Here is a 16,327-nt window from a genome sequence, read left to right on the forward strand (position 1 = left end):
AAAATAGGTATTGCCTTTTTCCTCATCGCCACGAGATAAATTAGGGGGTTTAGGCGCGGGGATCAGCATTTGAGCGACACCACCAATCATCATGGCTGCACCACCCGCCATCAAAGATGTGGCAACGGTTGCGGAGATCCACGCAGGTCCCCACCATCCCAATGAAAATAAGGCAGCACCCGCAACAAACTGAAAAACACCGACGGTTTTAGCCCCTGATAATTTCGGCACAATATGGACGACCGCATTATCAGGTAAGGTTTCATTGAATTTTTGGTGAATTTCTTGCGGGGAAATATCAGTACCCGCAATGCGGACTTGATACCAACCCTCACGAATGGCGAGGCGTAATGCGGGGATTTGAATAAAAAGCGCGTGAAGCCCTTCAGAGGCAGTATTTACATTTAAATCAAAGCGACGTCCAAATCGTTGCAAATTCCCGTAAAGTCGGAAGGTTGCCAATCGCGGTAACGCCAGATTGAGTGCGTCATTCGTTGCCATCGTTCGTTATACTCCTCGCGTTTGCTAAGTTGGTTTGGAATGTGGTGCAAAATTGTTTGATTGCCTAAATAGATCCCCGCGTGGTTGGCGCGAGAGCTGGCATAACAACACAAAATAATATCGCCGGGTTGGGCTTCTCTTTTTACCTGCCGAAAACCACTGCTTATCATATTATCGAGATATAACTCTTTGCCTTGTCGCCACCAATTATCGTGACGCTCAAAATCAGGCAGATCATGTCCTGCCAAATGATAAGCGTCTCGAAACAACCCGTAACAATCTATTGAGCCATGAATAAATTGGCGACCTAATAGATGAGGCACTGGCTGATAGCAGTGAATTTTTTCATCACAGACCACCCACCACGGCAATGCGCTGTTCACCTGCAGTTGTCTATCTAATGTGCTGAGGTACTGTTGGCCTTCAGGATGACTGTGCACAACCGCGATCACCTCGCCCTGCTGTTCGGCGCGAATAAAATCATCAAAAGAAATCGTAAAGTGGTTTTTCGGATCGGCATGCTGATTAACGCAAGGTAAATACTGTTCACCCTGCGCGGTACTTATTAATAAACCACATGCCTCCGATGGCGCTTGCTCTTTTGCCTGCGCCAAAATTGCTTGCTCAATCATAAGAAACACCTTAGAAGGGAATTAACTGTTACCAATGCGGGACGTGGAGACAAACGCGCCTATACGTGACTCATTTTTTCGTAACTTACAGTCACTCAGACGCTTACCGCATTTATCTTTTAACGGATCGGTAGTTGGATTTCCCCATTCATCGGCAACAGGAGCACCTTTATATCCGCACTCTTCTGAGCGATATCCCCAAGGGCAGATATCCGACAAGATCACGCGACCAGGAAGCATTAACCCGTCGGTTTCACTGGGTGTCGCCAACATAAAAGTAGCGGCCACTGAATTTAAACTGGTCATCTGCTCAATGATCCAGCGTGTCACAATCTCTTGTGATGGGTCGGCATTAGGATTGCCATGAGGAAAATTGACCGCATCTAAAAATTGGGTACTGACAATGCGACGTACCACCAGCCCACCAATTGCACTATCTAGCTGACTGGCAATCCCTGTAATCAGCCCGAATAAATTCGATAATGTAATGGTGGGTCGCCCTGAGGGGCCTTTGCCATTAAAGGTAAATCCTTCGCCTTTCACGGGGTAAGGCTCATAGGTGTTTCCTTGCCAGATTAACGGTTCTTTACGCTGATTGAGTCCATCAAAAAAGCGGTACCGAATACCACCTATTTTGGTTAAATCAAATTCGTAAAGCTCAAGTAAGGCATCAGTAGAGGAGAGTTCGGTAACACTAATTCGCATTTCAGGAGGAATATGTTGCATATTAACTCCAATAAAAAAACCACCCGAAGGTGGTTTGTTAACAGAAAGGTTATTTAATTTTTATTATCTTTAATTGGTAGATCACTACCGCAATGCTTGCATTTTATTGCGGCCTCTAATACATCTTCCGCACAATAAGGGCATTGTTTAGTTTTTCTCTCTACTTTAGATGAATCAGCTTTATCATCATTTATATCTGAATTTTTTTCGTTGTTATTCCCCAAAGCCCAAACATAACTAACAATCCAACCAATAAACGTCCAGCCAGCTAAGACATTTAATGCCAGTATTTGATTGCTGTTTTTTTTCTTGCGAATTTTAGATTCGATGAAAGGTAAGATGTATAATAAGGGAGCAAAAATAAAAAATGATAATGATATTAACTTACCAAAATCATTTAACCCAGCAGAAGGTATTTGTCCCATTGAGTAACTATAAAAAACTAAAAAAATTAAGACCAGCAACCTCAATATAAACATAATATCCTCGCTATTAAAATATTTGCTAAAGCCACAAAAACTAATCAAGACGCAACCTGTTCAAACTCAGCCGTTATTTCAGTTCTTATCATCCCTACTGAAGACGACCATTTTCGACATAGTACCTTAATTAATTCTGATTGATGAGGTGGCTTCCATAAAAATGCAGTAACACCAGCATGTTTTTCTAAAAATGATTCAATCTGCAAACTTTCACTATTTATATAGATCAGCGTTACATTGTATTTTTTTAGATTATTATTAATACCGTCAGGGCGACGCTGTTCATAGCCGTCGCCAAATTTCACTGATTTTACTCGAGGCTCAAACTCCTTTTTCATATCAGGTTTAACTTTCCACTTAAATGTTTCCATCTACATAGCTCCACCATCCCGACGTTGGCTCATAATATAGTCCTGAGCACCTCGCTTACTGATTTCATAAACTTTTTTCAATGCTTCAGGCCCTATCTGACCATTGCTACCGTCATTTTGAATATTAATATGATAATGCTGAGTAACACCTCCTCCCTGATTAGGCATTTTCGCAATAACACCCAGCTTTCCATCAGCACCACGTCGTAGAGGGAAAATACCTTCTGGGCCTGCCTCTCCCATCAAACCCGCACCTTTTGCAAAAGCAAACATGGTGGGCTTATGCACAATCTGTCCACTGTAAGCACTTAAGCTGGCTGAGTTGTAAACACCACCATCCGCATTAGCAACAGGAGCACCAAAACCAAAGCCCATCGCCTCTATTCCTTTGACTAAAGACATTTTAATTAAAATATCAGTTAGCATTTTGAGGATTGATTTTGTAAAATCTTTGAAATTGGCTTCACCTTCAAATAACACGTTGGTTAACTGGCTACTAAACCCATTGAGTGCCATCGATGTTGCATTTTGCACTTGAGAGTTAACATCAAGCGCGGTGTCTTTATAATTGCCCCATGCTGTTTGGGCACCCGCTAACCAATCAGCACGCTTCTGATCTTCAACTTCATAGGTTTTTTGTTGCTCGGCTAACATATTGTTTAGCTGTGGGTTCTCTTTTTGACCTGCAAGAAGTTGAGCGCGTTCTAAGTAACGTTGTTGCTCTCTTGCTGATTTACCCATACTTTCTTCAATCGCTTTACGTTTTTCCGATTGTTGAGCAATGTATTTATCAGCCTGATCTTGCATCTTATTTAAACGCTCTTGCAAAGCAACTTCATCACCCACTAATGCAAGTTTTTCCTTTTGAGCAAGAATATTTTCTTTATTTGATAATAAAGATTTTTCGGCGTTAGTTAATCGGCGCGTCAATTGCGCTTCTTCTAAAATTGCAAATTGTGCCTGCTCTTTTTGAAGATCCTTGCGTTGTTGACTGATAACATCATTAGCGCTTTGATGTTTTTTAAGAATTTCTAACTGGGCTTGTAATGAGAGTAAATCACGAGAAGCTTTTTCCTCTTCACGATCGCCAGCAGGTACAACATATCCCTTGCCTTTACCAGTACCCGGCATTTGACGATCTCTTAAGCGAAAATTAATCATCGCCTTAGCTTCTTCATACTGTTCCTGTGTTAGTGCATGTTTTTCTTTTTCTAATTCCGCTAATTTTTGTAACCTTTGAGTCTCCCAACTATAAAAACTTCGCCATTTTTCTTGTAACCTGATTTGGTTCACTTCTAATTGCTCATTGTTTTTTATAGCTTGAGATTCTTTTTCAGGTTTCTCTAAATCATAGAGTTGATCCCTTAGTTTGCTTAAATTAGCCTTAACATCCTCAACAGTTTGCCCAGTTCTATCGTAATGCAGTTTCTCAGTAAATGGATTTAACTGGAAACTGACCAACATTTCTTCATGTTCACGTATTTCATCCTTTAGAGTCCTTTCTCTCCCTATATTAAGCATGGCGTCCCAGCCTTTTTTTGCTTCATTTTGGATGCGTACCCATGCAGACTCTAATATTCCTAAACTACTCGAGATATCATTAGCACCATCATTGATAGATTGCGCATAAGCATCAATTGCCAATCGTGCTGCTTCGGTTTTATTACCTTGCAATTCGAGCGTTCTGATTTGCTCTAATTGGGATGCTGTGAGATGGTGATTCGCTTTTTCTAATTCAAGCGACATTTGAAGCGGTTCATCTTGCAAGCGTTTAAACTGATCAATCGTGGTATCAATCGCCTGCCCTGTGATGTAATTCATCTGTGCGGCCGCTTTTGAAACACGGGAAATCTCATTATTTGAAAATACGCCTGTACCGACAACACTCGAAATGGATGATGCCATTTCACCACGCGTAATACCGCCACCAGCCAGTGTCCGTGCCATTTCATTTAATTGGCTGGCTGACTTATTGGCGTAGTTACCTGTTAAGATCAACTGCTTATTAAATTGAGAAAACTCTCTTTCTGCATCATAAGCTAATTTTGCCACGCCCGTTAGACCGGCAGTAATTCCTCCCCAAATACCACCACGAACCAGTGAGCCCATATTAAAGGAGTTGGCAATACCTTGAAGACGACCAGATAATGACTTGCTGTTTTTATCAAACTCTTTAGTTTCTTTGTTCGATTCAGATAATCGACGAATATAGATCTCGGCTGAAGAACTGACGCCAAGTTGAGAAGCTTGATAACGCAACATCTGTTCACGACTTAAATTTTGAGTGGCAACCTGTTCTTTTAGTCGCTGAATAAACCGTGTTTTTTGTTGTGTTAGAGACTCTTCTTCTCGGCGTAACTTCATTGACTCTGAAGTAATAGCAGAAATAAGCACCTGATAATCGCGCTGATGGATAGTGCCTTTTTTCACTTCTTGGTTTAACTGAGCCTGAATCGCTCTTAACGCCGATTCACTGCCGGATAGGCCTTTAACGGCTTCAATTTGTTTATAATATCTCTCAGTATTCGCGTCTTGCTGATCTTGTATTGCCCTTATTCTTGATTTAGTGACATTCTGAATTTCGGCAAACTGCTCACCTGTAATTTTGAGCTTGTCATAAGCCTTTGTTGATTTATTTAAAACCTCAGTGAGTTGTTCGAGTGCATTTCTCGTTTGCCCAACACTTTGAGCTTGCTCTAAAAAAGCATCGGCTTGTTTGCGTGATTCAATAGCTGCACGCGCTTCTTCCTGTGCGATCCGCTGATAATAATCCGCTCGTTGTTGCTGAGAAATTTCTTGTTGATTGTTAAGTTCTTGAAGAGATTGCGCAGTACTCTCTGCAGAACTGCGAGCAGATTGCACTTGCTGTTCAACCAGTTGAGCCATGCGTCGTTGACTGGCTTCGGCTTTTTCTGCGGTTTCTTGCAGTTGACGTTCAACACGCCCCATTTGCTGGCTGAAATCTGCTGTCTCAGCGCCTAAGTTAATCGTGAGATCGGCTATTTGTTGGCTCATATCGTACTCCGCCCGCTATCCCTTCACTGACCGCCATCATGGTTTCATCGTCCATATCAACAGCGGGTTTTCGTAACAACACGCTAAAATCCTCTGGCGATAAATTATCACTGCCACCAAAAATACTGGCGACAGTGAAGTTAAGTCCAGAAAAAGCATGATCAATGAGTTGGAGGGTGAAGGGAGTTTCATTAAAGAAGTGTAACCAATCAGCGAGTTCAGTCGCTGTCATTTCGCTGAGCATCCTGCGCCAATCAGCACGTTTAAATTCATGTGACAAACGCAGGATAAATTGATGTTCACGGGCGACTACTTTTCCAGTGACTCTTCCTGTGCATCACTGTGAATATTTTCATTTTCCGTGTTTTCAGTTTGCGCCATTCCGCTAATCACCAGCACTTCTTTAGCTGCAAGACCAAGTGCTTCCGGATTCCATGTAGAAAGAACATCATTGTAAATTTGCTCAACATCATCTGATCCACCGTGCGCTAATGAACGAGACACTAACCAGGCATTCGATTCTGTGTTTGCACGAATAATCAGGGCGGTTTTTTTAACGCCTTCTACTTTTTCAATATCGTCGTTTTTTTCTGCTTGCTCGACTAAAAAATCAAAGTATTCAATGCGTTGTAGTGCTGATAACTCATATAACGCAACAGAATTACCACCATAAGTAAACTCTTTTTTCTTTAAAAACATACTGTTACCTTTTATTCATTGTCTTTTTTAATAACGGGAGCACTTTTTCCTTGCTCTGACGCTGATTTAATTTCTTCAGCAAGAGCTGGACGACCACTATTAGTGATCTTAATCGTGCGGGTGATTACTTCTTTTGCGGGCACTGTTTTTCCCAGCGAACTAACCCAGCCACGATAAATATCAACCGCCCCATTCGGATAACGAATGCGATAGTGACGAACATCACCCAGTTGGAACCAATCAACCAGATCTTTTTGTCCTTGCTCACCCGGCTTCCATGCCAGCGTAATATTGGCTTCACCTGCTGATTTTTCCCCCTGAGCAGTCGCTTTCCAATCTGCATCTTCATCGTCAAGATAGGTATCGTCATAACTGTCTGCGGTAATTTCACCCGGCTGTAACTCTTTAATTTTCGCCAGTCGCGTCCAATCTGTATCATCAAACGGCGCTTTTAATGGATCTTCGGTACCGCTATAAATCCAAAGCGTGGTACCAGCACCTTTTACGGGTGCCAATGGGTTTGGTGTAGGCATAATGATTCCTTTTACATTGAGTAACTAATTTGATAATTGAGATCGACTGAACCCCATAACCCCATTTCTTCATCACGATGGTAGTCGTAGCCATTAGGAGTCATATTTTCGATAAGATCGGACAGTGCGGGAATGGAGGTCAGTGCGGGATAAATCACAGCCTCAATCCATTTATCTAATTCAGCATCAGGACTATTCGCACTGAGAAAAACTTCTATGTGAACAATCGCTTGCCAGCTGTCTTCATCGAGGTTTTCACCTGTTGAAATAGCATCGGTGATATACACAGCAATCGCTGGGAAGTCGTTTTCATCCACAAAAAAAGTGCGACCATCAAATACTGTCGCCCCATTGGCATGAGGCTCAATCGCCTCTTTAATTGCGTGTCGGATCTGTGTGTGTTTGATCACCAAACCCTCCCTTTTATATAAAGCCGTAATTGTTGCTTTAATGCTGATGCCATTTCTTTAGGCATATCAGATTCAATAAGCTTCTCTGACTCTTCGGTGTAAGCCGTTGTTAACGGTGTGACGAGCGGAATTTTAACCACTTCGATGGGATAACGGCTTTGACCAACGCGCTGAAGAATATGCCAGCGCCCATTATCAAGCTGTTGAATAAAGGCATTAGGAAAAGAAAATTTGCCCACTTTCAACACACTCCCAGCTCCTTTCTGATTACCTCGTTTTCTTGATAGTTGAACGCGAGCACTACCCAAAGCAATGGCGGGTAAATTACCCCGGTTTATCACTAATCTAGCACGAGGCGTTTTATAGCGACTGCTCGCTCGACTAAGTCGAACACGTTGACGGATCAGGCGTTGAGGCACTTTAGTTTCAGCTGAAACCCGTTTAACACTATGGCTAATGACACGGCGAGCAACACGGTTGATCGCCATTGCCGTTGCTTTCGGTACCATTTCATCATTAATGCTATTCAAGTTTTTGATGGCTTGCTCTAACCCTTTCATATCACCCACCTATTTAATCCAAATATGTGGCTTACCATTAAACTTTTGATATCGAGTGATTTGGTAAGTTTTGCCCTCAATTTCAACAGTATCCTTACGGTCAGGTTGATAGGTTGACGAAAAAATAACATAACTCACCCCATCACCACTCATCGGTCCCAATTCAGGGATAAAGTGAGATTCGAGTGCTTGATAAAAAACACCATTTATACGGATGGGAATCCCCATCCGTTCTTGGGTCACGTTATCCATTCTTTTTACCAACCGTTCAAATGGATTCATCGGTATTGACCTTAACTTTGAGGGGAGGCAGTTGATGGCACAAAGACATTGAGTTTAACGGTGACATTTTCACTCGATGCATCCGCATCATCCCAAACCACACCGGCAGGTGTACCACCTGTATCCACCACGACATTGTCTTTAACGGACGCCGTCGCACCGGCTTTTAAGGCAATACCGGCTTTCTTGTTCAGCAAGAAAACACCTTCTGCAAAACCATCACCGGTTTCGTTAGGTTGAATATCCGTGATCGCAACACAAGCAATAGTGCCAACGTGTACCAGTTGACCACTTTTAATGATCTCTTTTGTGCTGTTAATTAGGGCAATCGTGCCACCCTGTTGTACATAATTTTTAGCCATAAAAACTCCTTCCGATGCCGAAGCACCGGATTTTAGATATAAAAAAAGCCCATCAGGGCATCAGGATAAAACGAAGAAAAAAGACGTCTTACTTACCCGTTACTTTCAGCAGACCGCGATAATCAACTGGCGCTACACCCGCATCAATACGCACTTTTGTGGTAACACCGTCTGAGGTAAAACCTTCAAGCTGATCAATATACGGCACATCAATCCCGTTTAAGTACGCCACCTCAATGGTGTCGCTACCTTGACGTGAGGCCATATACCAATCTTTTGTACTCGCTTCATCTAAACGAGGTTCAGCAATAATTTCCGCTAAATCACGGACTGGATTAATGATATTGGCATTAACATCTGCGCCTTTCACACTGCCTGATTTAACCACTTGGATAGCTTGTGTTTCCAGTGTGGTCGGTACCAACATAAACGCAGGACGAATATTGAGTGTACGCTCACCTTCTTTTTGTTGACGCATAGCGGTTCGCCCGGTACTGATGGTTTCTACATCCATCCCGCCGGTGATCATGTTTTTATGATCGGCACTAAATAGTGCTTTTTTATCGCTCATTTTTTCATTGTCGATAAGCACCGCATACACCAAATCACCGACAGTGGCTTTCGCTGCACGACCGAACTTCATTGGCACATCCGTCAGCATATTCATGTCATCATTGATGATGGCTTGACGGGTAATACTAAATAATTCACCGTAAGTCGCTAGCGCAATGGTTTCACCTTTATCGTTCAACGTAACGTATTTATACTCAGCACCTTCACGCACTTCACGTAATGAAGGGAATGCCCCCAACCCAACACGATGTGCGGTTTTAAAGTCACTGAGTTGCCCTTTTTTCGTCCATTTTTCAAAGGTTTCGTCATTTTCTTCCCAACCCAGTAAAATCGCTTTATTCGCGACATCCAGCAGGATATTACCGAAGTCAGACGTGCTGTGCGTAAATGCCATTCCAATCATTTGCATTGGATTATACGTAGCCACACCGATGCCACGCTCCGTCAGTGATGCGCGTGCTAACTCACGCAATGTCATGCTATTAAAGGCGTTATCTTTTTCATAATCTTGATAACCCGCACGCGCCATCACAGAGGCACGCACACTGTCACCCACGATATTGCCGTTTCCAGCGTAAATATGCGCATTACCTTTATTTGATGGTTCAGGATTTTGTTGTTGTGCAACCGTGTTAAGTAATTGCTCACGCGCTTTCTCAATAGAACAGCTCGCATCCGCTAAACAAGTAATCATCAAATCATTGTGACGACCACCGAACATGGCAAATAAATCTTTAATCCCATTTAATCGCGCTTGTTCGTCAGCATAGGTGGCGCTAGGTTGTGGCTCCGGTGCTGGCACTGGAGTTGGATGAGGTTGTGTAGGACTCGTGGTGTTTTTAGGGGTAATTTGATTTTTAATTGCACTTGGCATAGATGAAAATTCCTCAATTCGTTTAGATGTAAGACTTGCCATTGCTTTTACTGGCTCAATCACTTTATCGGCGAAACCGTGTTCAACACACTCGTCACCATCCAGCCATGTTTCCTGCTCTAACATGGCAGTAATTTCTTCTGTTGTTTTTCCTGTTTTAGCCACATAAGCAGGAATAAGTACGTTTTCTAACTTATCGAGCAAGTCAGCATATTCACGCATATCATTCGCATCCCCCCATGAAACGCCCCACGGTTTGTGGATCATCATCATGGCATTTTTCGGCATAATGACCGTATCCCCGACCATCGCAATGACTGATGCCATCGAAGCCGCTAATCCATCGATATAAACCGTGATTGTTGCCGAATGGTTTTTAAGTTGGTTATAAATGGCGATACCATCAAACACCTCACCACCAGGAGAGTGAATATGCAGATTGATATGACTGAGATTACCCAGCGAGAGTAAATCTTCCGTAAAGCGTCTTGCGCTAATTCCCCACCCACCGATTTCATCATAAATATAGATATCCGCAGTTTGGTCTTCTTTAGCCTGCATGCGAAACCAGCTTTTTTGATTTGCTGGTCCCGACATTTTAGGCATCGTCATCGATTTCTTGTTGTTTAGCATCTTGTGCCCCTTTGTCATTAGCAGGATCAGTATCAAATACCAGTCCTAATCGTTTATTTTCGTCAATTTCGGTTTTACGACGACGCTTCACATCCGCAGGGTTGCCCCCTTTGGCACGTATCCAGTCGCTTTCTGTTGACGCACCACCGCGTAATAAGGTTTTCCATGCCTCAGACTCTTTCTTCGGATCAATCCACGGCATCACAGGGCCACTGTAAACCGCATTAAACAGGGATTTAGCATCAACATCAGGAGGCACAGCAACCACACCACTGGCTATCGCCATTTTTAACCAATTGCGATACATCGGACGGCTAATGCCCGCCACAAAGGTGTCTTGAAAAATGTTATAGCCTTCAAATGACTCCACCAGCTCTTGTCGTTGAGCGCTATATGTGCCGTTATAGTCACGGGCGATACTGGAATAACTACCCCGACTGCCCGCAGAAACCGCACGTAATTGACCATTGCGAAAGGTTTGTAGATTAGGGTTGGGGCGGTCTGATTTGATCATGCCCACTTCTTCACCCGGCTTTAAACCGTCGTAAATCATGCCCGGCTGAATATCAATATTACGTTGCTCATCTTCGTCGTAGTCACCTTCAGGGAAAGAGCCGGCATCCCCTTTTTTGATGTACATCCCCAATGAAGCTGCAATACGTGCGGAGGTCAATTCCGCATCTTCGTAATCTTTTAACGCACTTAAGCGCATTAAGATCCCCGAAAACAAACTGACACCCCGCGCTTGATGAAGCCGACGAGTGAACTTCAAGTGCAACATATTTTCAGCATCGATGGTTTTGATATCCCCCAAATTGGCACTGAATTGGGGGAGGTTTTTATATACCTGATACCCTGTGGGTCGCCCCCACTCATTGAACTTAATGCCTTGGATAATCTTACTTTCTGGCATATTCATGTGAATAGGCACAAAGTCAGGCTCTAAGGCTTCGAGCCAAAAATAGATATTGGCTTGAGGATCTAACCCCTTGGCTTTACCTTTGACGAGCTGAGCAAAGACTTCACCATCACGTAGCCACGTTCTCACCAATAAACGTTCTAATACAGGGCGACTAAATTGCCCTGTCACTTCGGGTAACACGGACCATTCCACCCAGGCTTGACGAATTTGCGACGCTAAATCCTCATGGATTTGCCCAGCGCCATCTAAGGGCTGAGGCTCAACAATAATGCCTTTTGCCCCGACAATGCGCTCTTCCATCTTATCGAGAATGCCGATAGAGATATCATGATTGTTATCTAGCCATCGCGCTTGCTCCCGTAATGATGTGCCACCAAATTGAGTCAGTTGGTTACCATTACGATTTTCACGTTTAGCGGGATGAGTACGAGTGGGTAAAACGGCTTCATAGGCTTTAATTTGTAAGCGAGAGCGGAGGCGCGAAGCTTGCCAGTTTGGGGCGAAATAACCAATGGCGCTGTCTAATAATGTCATCTAAACCTCGCTAATTTATACATTGGATTACCTCGTTTTCGTGATATCAACGCCGATAAACGAGATTCCCAACGCTCACGACCTTTGATGATCTCGTTGAGATTTTCCATTGTCATGGCTTGCCCATTAAAGGTGATGGATTTGCCTTTTAATACCGCCTCTTCCGCTAAACGGTATTGCTCAATCATGTGTTCAATTTCTTCTTTCGTCATATCCAGCCTCCGCTGTTTGATACCGGTGCCCATGCTGATACGGCAGGCGTTTCCTGTTTTTGGGTTTCGGGTGAGGGTTTTATTTCAGGCTCTGTGGCGATATCGGCAATTGGCGGGGATGAGGAAAGCATTACATCAGGCAATCTCGCCCATTTAGGCGGTTTTTCCCAATTAATATTCTCGTACCCTTTTAATATCACCAAGGCATGAGCGTAAACCATCAGGTCAAATGCCTCATTAGCGCCTCGCCCCGGCTTTTCCCAATGCCCTTTTTCATCACGCTCTTCATACGTCAACTCGTCATAGAACGATTCATCCAGCCAATCAGGGAAATGAATATAATTAGGTCCGACGGTATCGCGCGATAACGCAGAACTGATCCGGTCTTTGAGTTGATCCGTTTGCAGTAAATAAAGAGGCACATCCCCTTTCGCTTGGGCACGCCGTTCAGAACGACTGGTGTTATCAGGGAATGATTTAGTAATTAACTTACTGCGTTTATGCCCGTCGCCCTTAAAGAGATAGACTTTACGGTGTAATCCCTCTTTTCGACAGCGACGCCAAAATTTATAAGCATTATCAGTAACGCCATCTTCACCACCAGAGTCCACGCCCAACATCATGATTTCCATTTCATGATGAGGATAATGTTGCAATGGATAGGTTTTCTCTAATACATCCGTGATTAATACTTGCCAATCCTCAGGATAAGAGCCCGGATCAATTCGACGGCATTCACCGTTGTTGTCATAACGTAGGGATTGGGTTATTTCAAAGCGGTCAATCACCCAGCGTTCGCCTTTTTCACCATAACCAACCACCTGAACCACAAAGCGTCGTTTTTTACCGCCCTGTACGTCAACTGTGGCAACCAAGAACCGCACACCATCTGGTACGACTGACTCTTCCCAGTTTTCTACGCGATTAATCAGTTCATCACTCTGACGCTGTTCTTGTGCAACTTTCGGCAGATAAGGCAACCCCCAGTCTGTATTAGTCACTGACTTTAATGTTTCTTCACTGCCGGTTAATTCGTATTCTTGCTCTGCACCTACAAACTTATTCACTAATTGAGCCCATGTTTGATAAGCAGCTGCAGGTCCTTCCATCCAAAATGAGGCAAACCTTGAGTAGCGAGGATTTCCCGTTATTTTCCCTGTTTTATCAATTGACTGCCCCTCTATTAGCCATACGCCTTTATTGTTTAATATTCTTTTTTGGTCATGTTCTATCTTTGATAAACAGTGAGGACATTGAAGATAGGCGTTTTTACCTGCTTCAAAGGGATCGTCCGTTAATGAAAACCCAACCATGTTATCTTTTATAGGTTGAAAATATTCACCACAATGTGGGCAAGGCCAATACCAACGACGACGATCTCCTCGGTTATAAAGTGATAAAATCCCTGTTGTGGGTGGTGCCTCATGAGGCAATGTTCGACTCCACTTTGTATTTGTTATTTCACGACCAGGAGAGCTTTCCACCAGCGTCATGCCAGCAGACATAAAGGTGGTTGTCCGTTTTGATGCTAGTGAAAATGCATCACCTTCACCGTCAATGTTCTCAGGAAAGCGGTCATAATCCGTTAAAGCAACAAAACGATAATCTGATGACGACATAATATTGACAGTTGGCCATCCTATTTTTAGGTAATTTCCCGCTCTAAATGTTTTATCGTGAACGTTATTATCGTTTGTGCGAGGACTTAACCGCTTTGATACCTCTTTACTTACTCTAAATGTTCTATCCAGCCGTTTTTTAGAGTGCTCTCTGGCTTTATCCTCTGTCATTTGAATTAATAAAAAATCAGCAGGATCACAGACAATGGTGTAAACAATCCATCCATCAATTAATGCTAGGGATTTACCTGTCCGAGCTGGGCCTACAAAAATAACAGCATCATATCGCCTTGATGTTAAACAATTCATAGGCTCAATAATATAAGGTGTTAACGTATCATCCCATGGTAATGAACTACCACCATCAAGAGGAACACGCATATATTTCTTAACAGCTTCGGCAACAGGTAATCTATTGGGTGGTTTTAATAGTGTGGATACATCACGCCGAATGGATGAAGCGGAAGCAAATCTTACTGTCATTATTCCTCCATCGCTTCTGCATTATTCACTTCACTTGATAGCAGCTCTCTCATTTCATCAATAACAATTTGAACCTGTACTAATTGTTCTGCACTCCATCCGTGATCTCGCTCTAACCTGTCTGGCCACGTTTCCAGAACCTGAGCAATAGCCTTGACAATAACCGCCATTTCTCGATGAACTTCTGATGCTGGGATAAGTTGTTTTAATGTAGTTTCAAATTTAATTCTTTCATTTTCAGACTGATACCAATCTTTTCTATCTTTAGGAAACATAAGGTCAGGATCTTGAATCCCTTCCCCACCTTTACTGTCATCTGCAAAAATTATCGGCCCAACATCTCGCAATGCATAAACAGGGTTTCCTCTGACTGTATTAGCAATGGGAACATTAGCTTCTAATAATCTCTTTTTAACTGTGCCTCGGTTTAGCCCGAATGCCTCAGCAATCTTTGCAACACTCCAGTTATAGGCGTCTCCCAGATTGCTGACATTAGACATCGACACCTCACTTGGTCAGGTGATTTTCTTGTTTTGTAATAAAAATCAATACGATAAATAGCATTGAGGTGACAACAATTAAATAATATTGTCACCTCAATACTGTTTATATCTATATATATCAATCAATTATGAGACCTGTTGCTGACACCATGAAAATCAGAAAACTAGCCGTTTCCCGCGTGCGCGCCGCCCCGTGGAGAGGGTACCCCGCTGGGAGTACCTTTTGACTTTATATTAAAGGCTACTATCATTTTCTCTTTATACTTAAAGGAGAATTAACATGTTAAATATCCATAGTATTCATAAAATCAAAGATATTATCGAAAAAGGAATAATAGAATCACATAATATTGATACTGATAATCTTAGCGCTTTAACAAAACTAAAAATTGCTAGACGAGTAAACCAAATGCTCAGACTTTGTCTTTATATTGAATTATACAGAAGACAAAACGCCACTAATTTTGAACCATTATTAGAAAGAAAGGCGTTATATCACGCAATGCATACTTTGTTTTCTATAGATCCAGTAAAATCACAACTGTATCAATTAAAAGATATCGTCATTCTATTTCATAGCGAAATTAAAAATCTTTCCCTTACTCGTGATGCCAAGGATTGTATTGAAAACTTGGATGAATCAGTGGAATATCAAACTTCAGTAACAAGGGGATTTTGGGAAACCACCGCCATTGACAAAAGATACATGTCAGAATACTACTGGGATGAATTCCCTATCGAAGAAACTCATAGGCTTCTCGGCGAAATAATCTAACGCTATAAATTATGAATAAGGTGAGAAACCTCACCTTTACTTCTGACTACACCACGTTCTGTTATTTAACTCACTCACAGCTTGTGACCATGCTTGTTGCTGAGTTTCCATTACTCTTTTTAATTCAGTGATAGCAGCATCTTGTCGAGCAACTTGCATGCGTAAATCTGCCAACTCAGCCTTAGCGTCCTGCTCTAGCTTATTACTGACAAGCACACCATTGAACACAGCCGAATTAATAAGGGCATCTTTAATAAAAAACTCACCTGAGGATTGAATGAAGAAAGGTGGAATTGATTTAGGTTTCATACCTACATCTTGCATCAGTTGTTTAATGCGAGTGAGTTGTTCTTCTAACCTATCTAACTCAGTGGTATCTACTGAGACTTTTAATTGAATAGTGTTATCTGACATATCTATCTCCAATAAAAAAGCCACCAGCTATTAACTGATGGCTATCTATATAAACTCTATCAACGCCACTCAATGAATGACGTTTGTAGATGATGTCTCTCCATCGTCACGCCCCTTCTTCTACCTACAGCTGACGTTGCTGATAATGACCGAAAATAGCTAAGGCGGTGGTATTCATTGTTTTTGACTCTCACTATGCGCTATCTGTCGAG

General features: G+C 42.5%; 19 protein-coding genes and 1 pseudogene. 1 reads left to right on the forward strand and 19 read right to left on the reverse strand.

Annotated features, from left to right (window positions below; genetic code table 11):
* The 18 genes and pseudogenes from DK865_RS01880 to DK865_RS01965 form a co-directional block, all read right to left on the reverse strand.
* Positions 1 to 501 (reverse strand): tail assembly protein (locus DK865_RS01880; protein ID WP_228407711.1); only part of this gene is annotated, 501 nt, incomplete at its 3' end.
* Entirely contained in the window at positions 405 to 1,133 is a 729-nt protein-coding gene (locus DK865_RS01885) for a C40 family peptidase (RefSeq protein ID WP_109391036.1), read from the reverse strand. The genes DK865_RS01885 and DK865_RS01880, both read right to left, overlap by 97 nt.
* A 21-nt stretch (positions 1,134 to 1,154) precedes the next feature.
* Positions 1,155 to 1,859, reverse strand: a complete 705-nt coding sequence (locus DK865_RS01890) for a phage minor tail protein L (protein ID WP_109391037.1) — start codon at positions 1,857 to 1,859, stop codon at positions 1,155 to 1,157.
* Between the two features lie 53 nt (positions 1,860 to 1,912).
* Entirely contained in the window at positions 1,913 to 2,284 is a 372-nt protein-coding gene (locus tag DK865_RS01895; protein ID WP_109391038.1) for a superinfection immunity protein, read from the reverse strand.
* Between the two features lie 98 nt (positions 2,285 to 2,382).
* The gene (locus DK865_RS01900; RefSeq protein WP_109391039.1) at positions 2,383 to 2,712 is read right to left on the reverse strand and encodes a phage tail protein; all 330 of its coding nucleotides are present in this window, start codon (positions 2,710 to 2,712) and stop codon (positions 2,383 to 2,385) included.
* Positions 2,713 to 5,727 carry a phage tail tape measure protein gene (locus tag DK865_RS01905; protein ID WP_109391040.1) on the reverse strand — a complete coding sequence of 1,005 codons (3,015 nt, stop codon included), beginning with the start codon at positions 5,725 to 5,727 and terminating at the stop codon, positions 2,713 to 2,715.
* Positions 5,696 to 5,971 (reverse strand): phage tail assembly protein T, encoded by a 276-nt coding sequence (locus DK865_RS01910; protein WP_267128406.1) that lies wholly within the window; start codon positions 5,969 to 5,971, stop codon positions 5,696 to 5,698. The genes DK865_RS01905 and DK865_RS01910 overlap by 32 nt, the downstream gene beginning before the upstream one ends.
* A gap of 65 nt (positions 5,972 to 6,036) precedes the next feature.
* Entirely contained in the window at positions 6,037 to 6,426 is a 390-nt protein-coding gene (gene gpG / locus DK865_RS01915) for a phage tail assembly chaperone G (protein WP_109391042.1), read from the reverse strand.
* 71 nt (positions 6,427 to 6,497) lie between these two features.
* A pseudogene (locus DK865_RS01920) lies at positions 6,498 to 6,959 on the reverse strand (phage tail tube protein); the annotation flags it as partial.
* 11 nt (positions 6,960 to 6,970) lie between these two features.
* Complete coding sequence (gene gpU, locus DK865_RS01925; protein WP_194295170.1) at positions 6,971 to 7,366, reverse strand: phage tail terminator protein; 396 nt, start codon at positions 7,364 to 7,366, stop codon at positions 6,971 to 6,973.
* On the reverse strand, positions 7,366 to 7,929 hold the full coding sequence (locus tag DK865_RS01930) for a phage tail protein (protein WP_109391107.1): 564 nt from the start codon (positions 7,927 to 7,929) through the stop codon (positions 7,366 to 7,368). Before DK865_RS01930 ends, gpU begins: the two co-directional genes overlap by 1 nt.
* A 9-nt stretch (positions 7,930 to 7,938) precedes the next feature.
* A complete protein-coding gene (locus tag DK865_RS01935) occupies positions 7,939 to 8,211 on the reverse strand; it encodes an ATP-binding protein (RefSeq protein ID WP_109391045.1) in 273 nt (90 codons plus the stop codon).
* Positions 8,212 to 8,222: 11 nt separating this feature from the next.
* The gene (locus tag DK865_RS01940) at positions 8,223 to 8,573 is read right to left on the reverse strand and encodes a DUF2190 family protein (RefSeq protein ID WP_109391046.1); all 351 of its coding nucleotides are present in this window, start codon (positions 8,571 to 8,573) and stop codon (positions 8,223 to 8,225) included.
* 88 nt (positions 8,574 to 8,661) lie between these two features.
* Entirely contained in the window at positions 8,662 to 10,653 is a 1,992-nt protein-coding gene (locus tag DK865_RS01945; RefSeq protein ID WP_109391047.1) for a ClpP-like prohead protease/major capsid protein fusion protein, read from the reverse strand.
* Positions 10,619 to 12,109, reverse strand: coding sequence for a phage portal protein (locus tag DK865_RS01950; protein WP_109391048.1), 1,491 nt, complete (start codon positions 12,107 to 12,109; stop codon positions 10,619 to 10,621). The genes DK865_RS01945 and DK865_RS01950 overlap by 35 nt, the downstream gene beginning before the upstream one ends.
* On the reverse strand, positions 12,106 to 12,321 hold the full coding sequence (locus DK865_RS01955) for a hypothetical protein (RefSeq protein ID WP_004247869.1): 216 nt from the start codon (positions 12,319 to 12,321) through the stop codon (positions 12,106 to 12,108). Before DK865_RS01955 ends, DK865_RS01950 begins: the two co-directional genes overlap by 4 nt.
* Entirely contained in the window at positions 12,318 to 14,423 is a 2,106-nt protein-coding gene (locus DK865_RS01960) for a phage terminase large subunit family protein (protein WP_109391049.1), read from the reverse strand. Before DK865_RS01960 ends, DK865_RS01955 begins: the two co-directional genes overlap by 4 nt.
* Entirely contained in the window at positions 14,423 to 14,923 is a 501-nt protein-coding gene (locus tag DK865_RS01965; RefSeq protein ID WP_109391050.1) for a DUF1441 family protein, read from the reverse strand. Before DK865_RS01965 ends, DK865_RS01960 begins: the two co-directional genes overlap by 1 nt.
* Before the next feature lie 283 nt (positions 14,924 to 15,206).
* Between DK865_RS01965 and DK865_RS01970 the strand changes: the two genes are divergently transcribed.
* Positions 15,207 to 15,701 carry an ECs1072 family phage-associated protein gene (locus DK865_RS01970; RefSeq protein WP_049202027.1) on the forward strand — a complete coding sequence of 165 codons (495 nt, stop codon included), beginning with the start codon at positions 15,207 to 15,209 and terminating at the stop codon, positions 15,699 to 15,701.
* 36 nt (positions 15,702 to 15,737) lie between these two features.
* On the opposite strand, the gene DK865_RS01975 is transcribed toward DK865_RS01970, so the two are convergent.
* The gene (locus DK865_RS01975) at positions 15,738 to 16,115 is read right to left on the reverse strand and encodes a hypothetical protein (RefSeq protein WP_109391051.1); all 378 of its coding nucleotides are present in this window, start codon (positions 16,113 to 16,115) and stop codon (positions 15,738 to 15,740) included.
* Between the last annotated feature and the right edge of the window lie 212 nt (positions 16,116 to 16,327).

It is taken from the genome of Proteus cibi (assembly GCF_003144405.1).
Classification (GTDB): domain Bacteria; phylum Pseudomonadota; class Gammaproteobacteria; order Enterobacterales; family Enterobacteriaceae; genus Proteus; species Proteus cibi.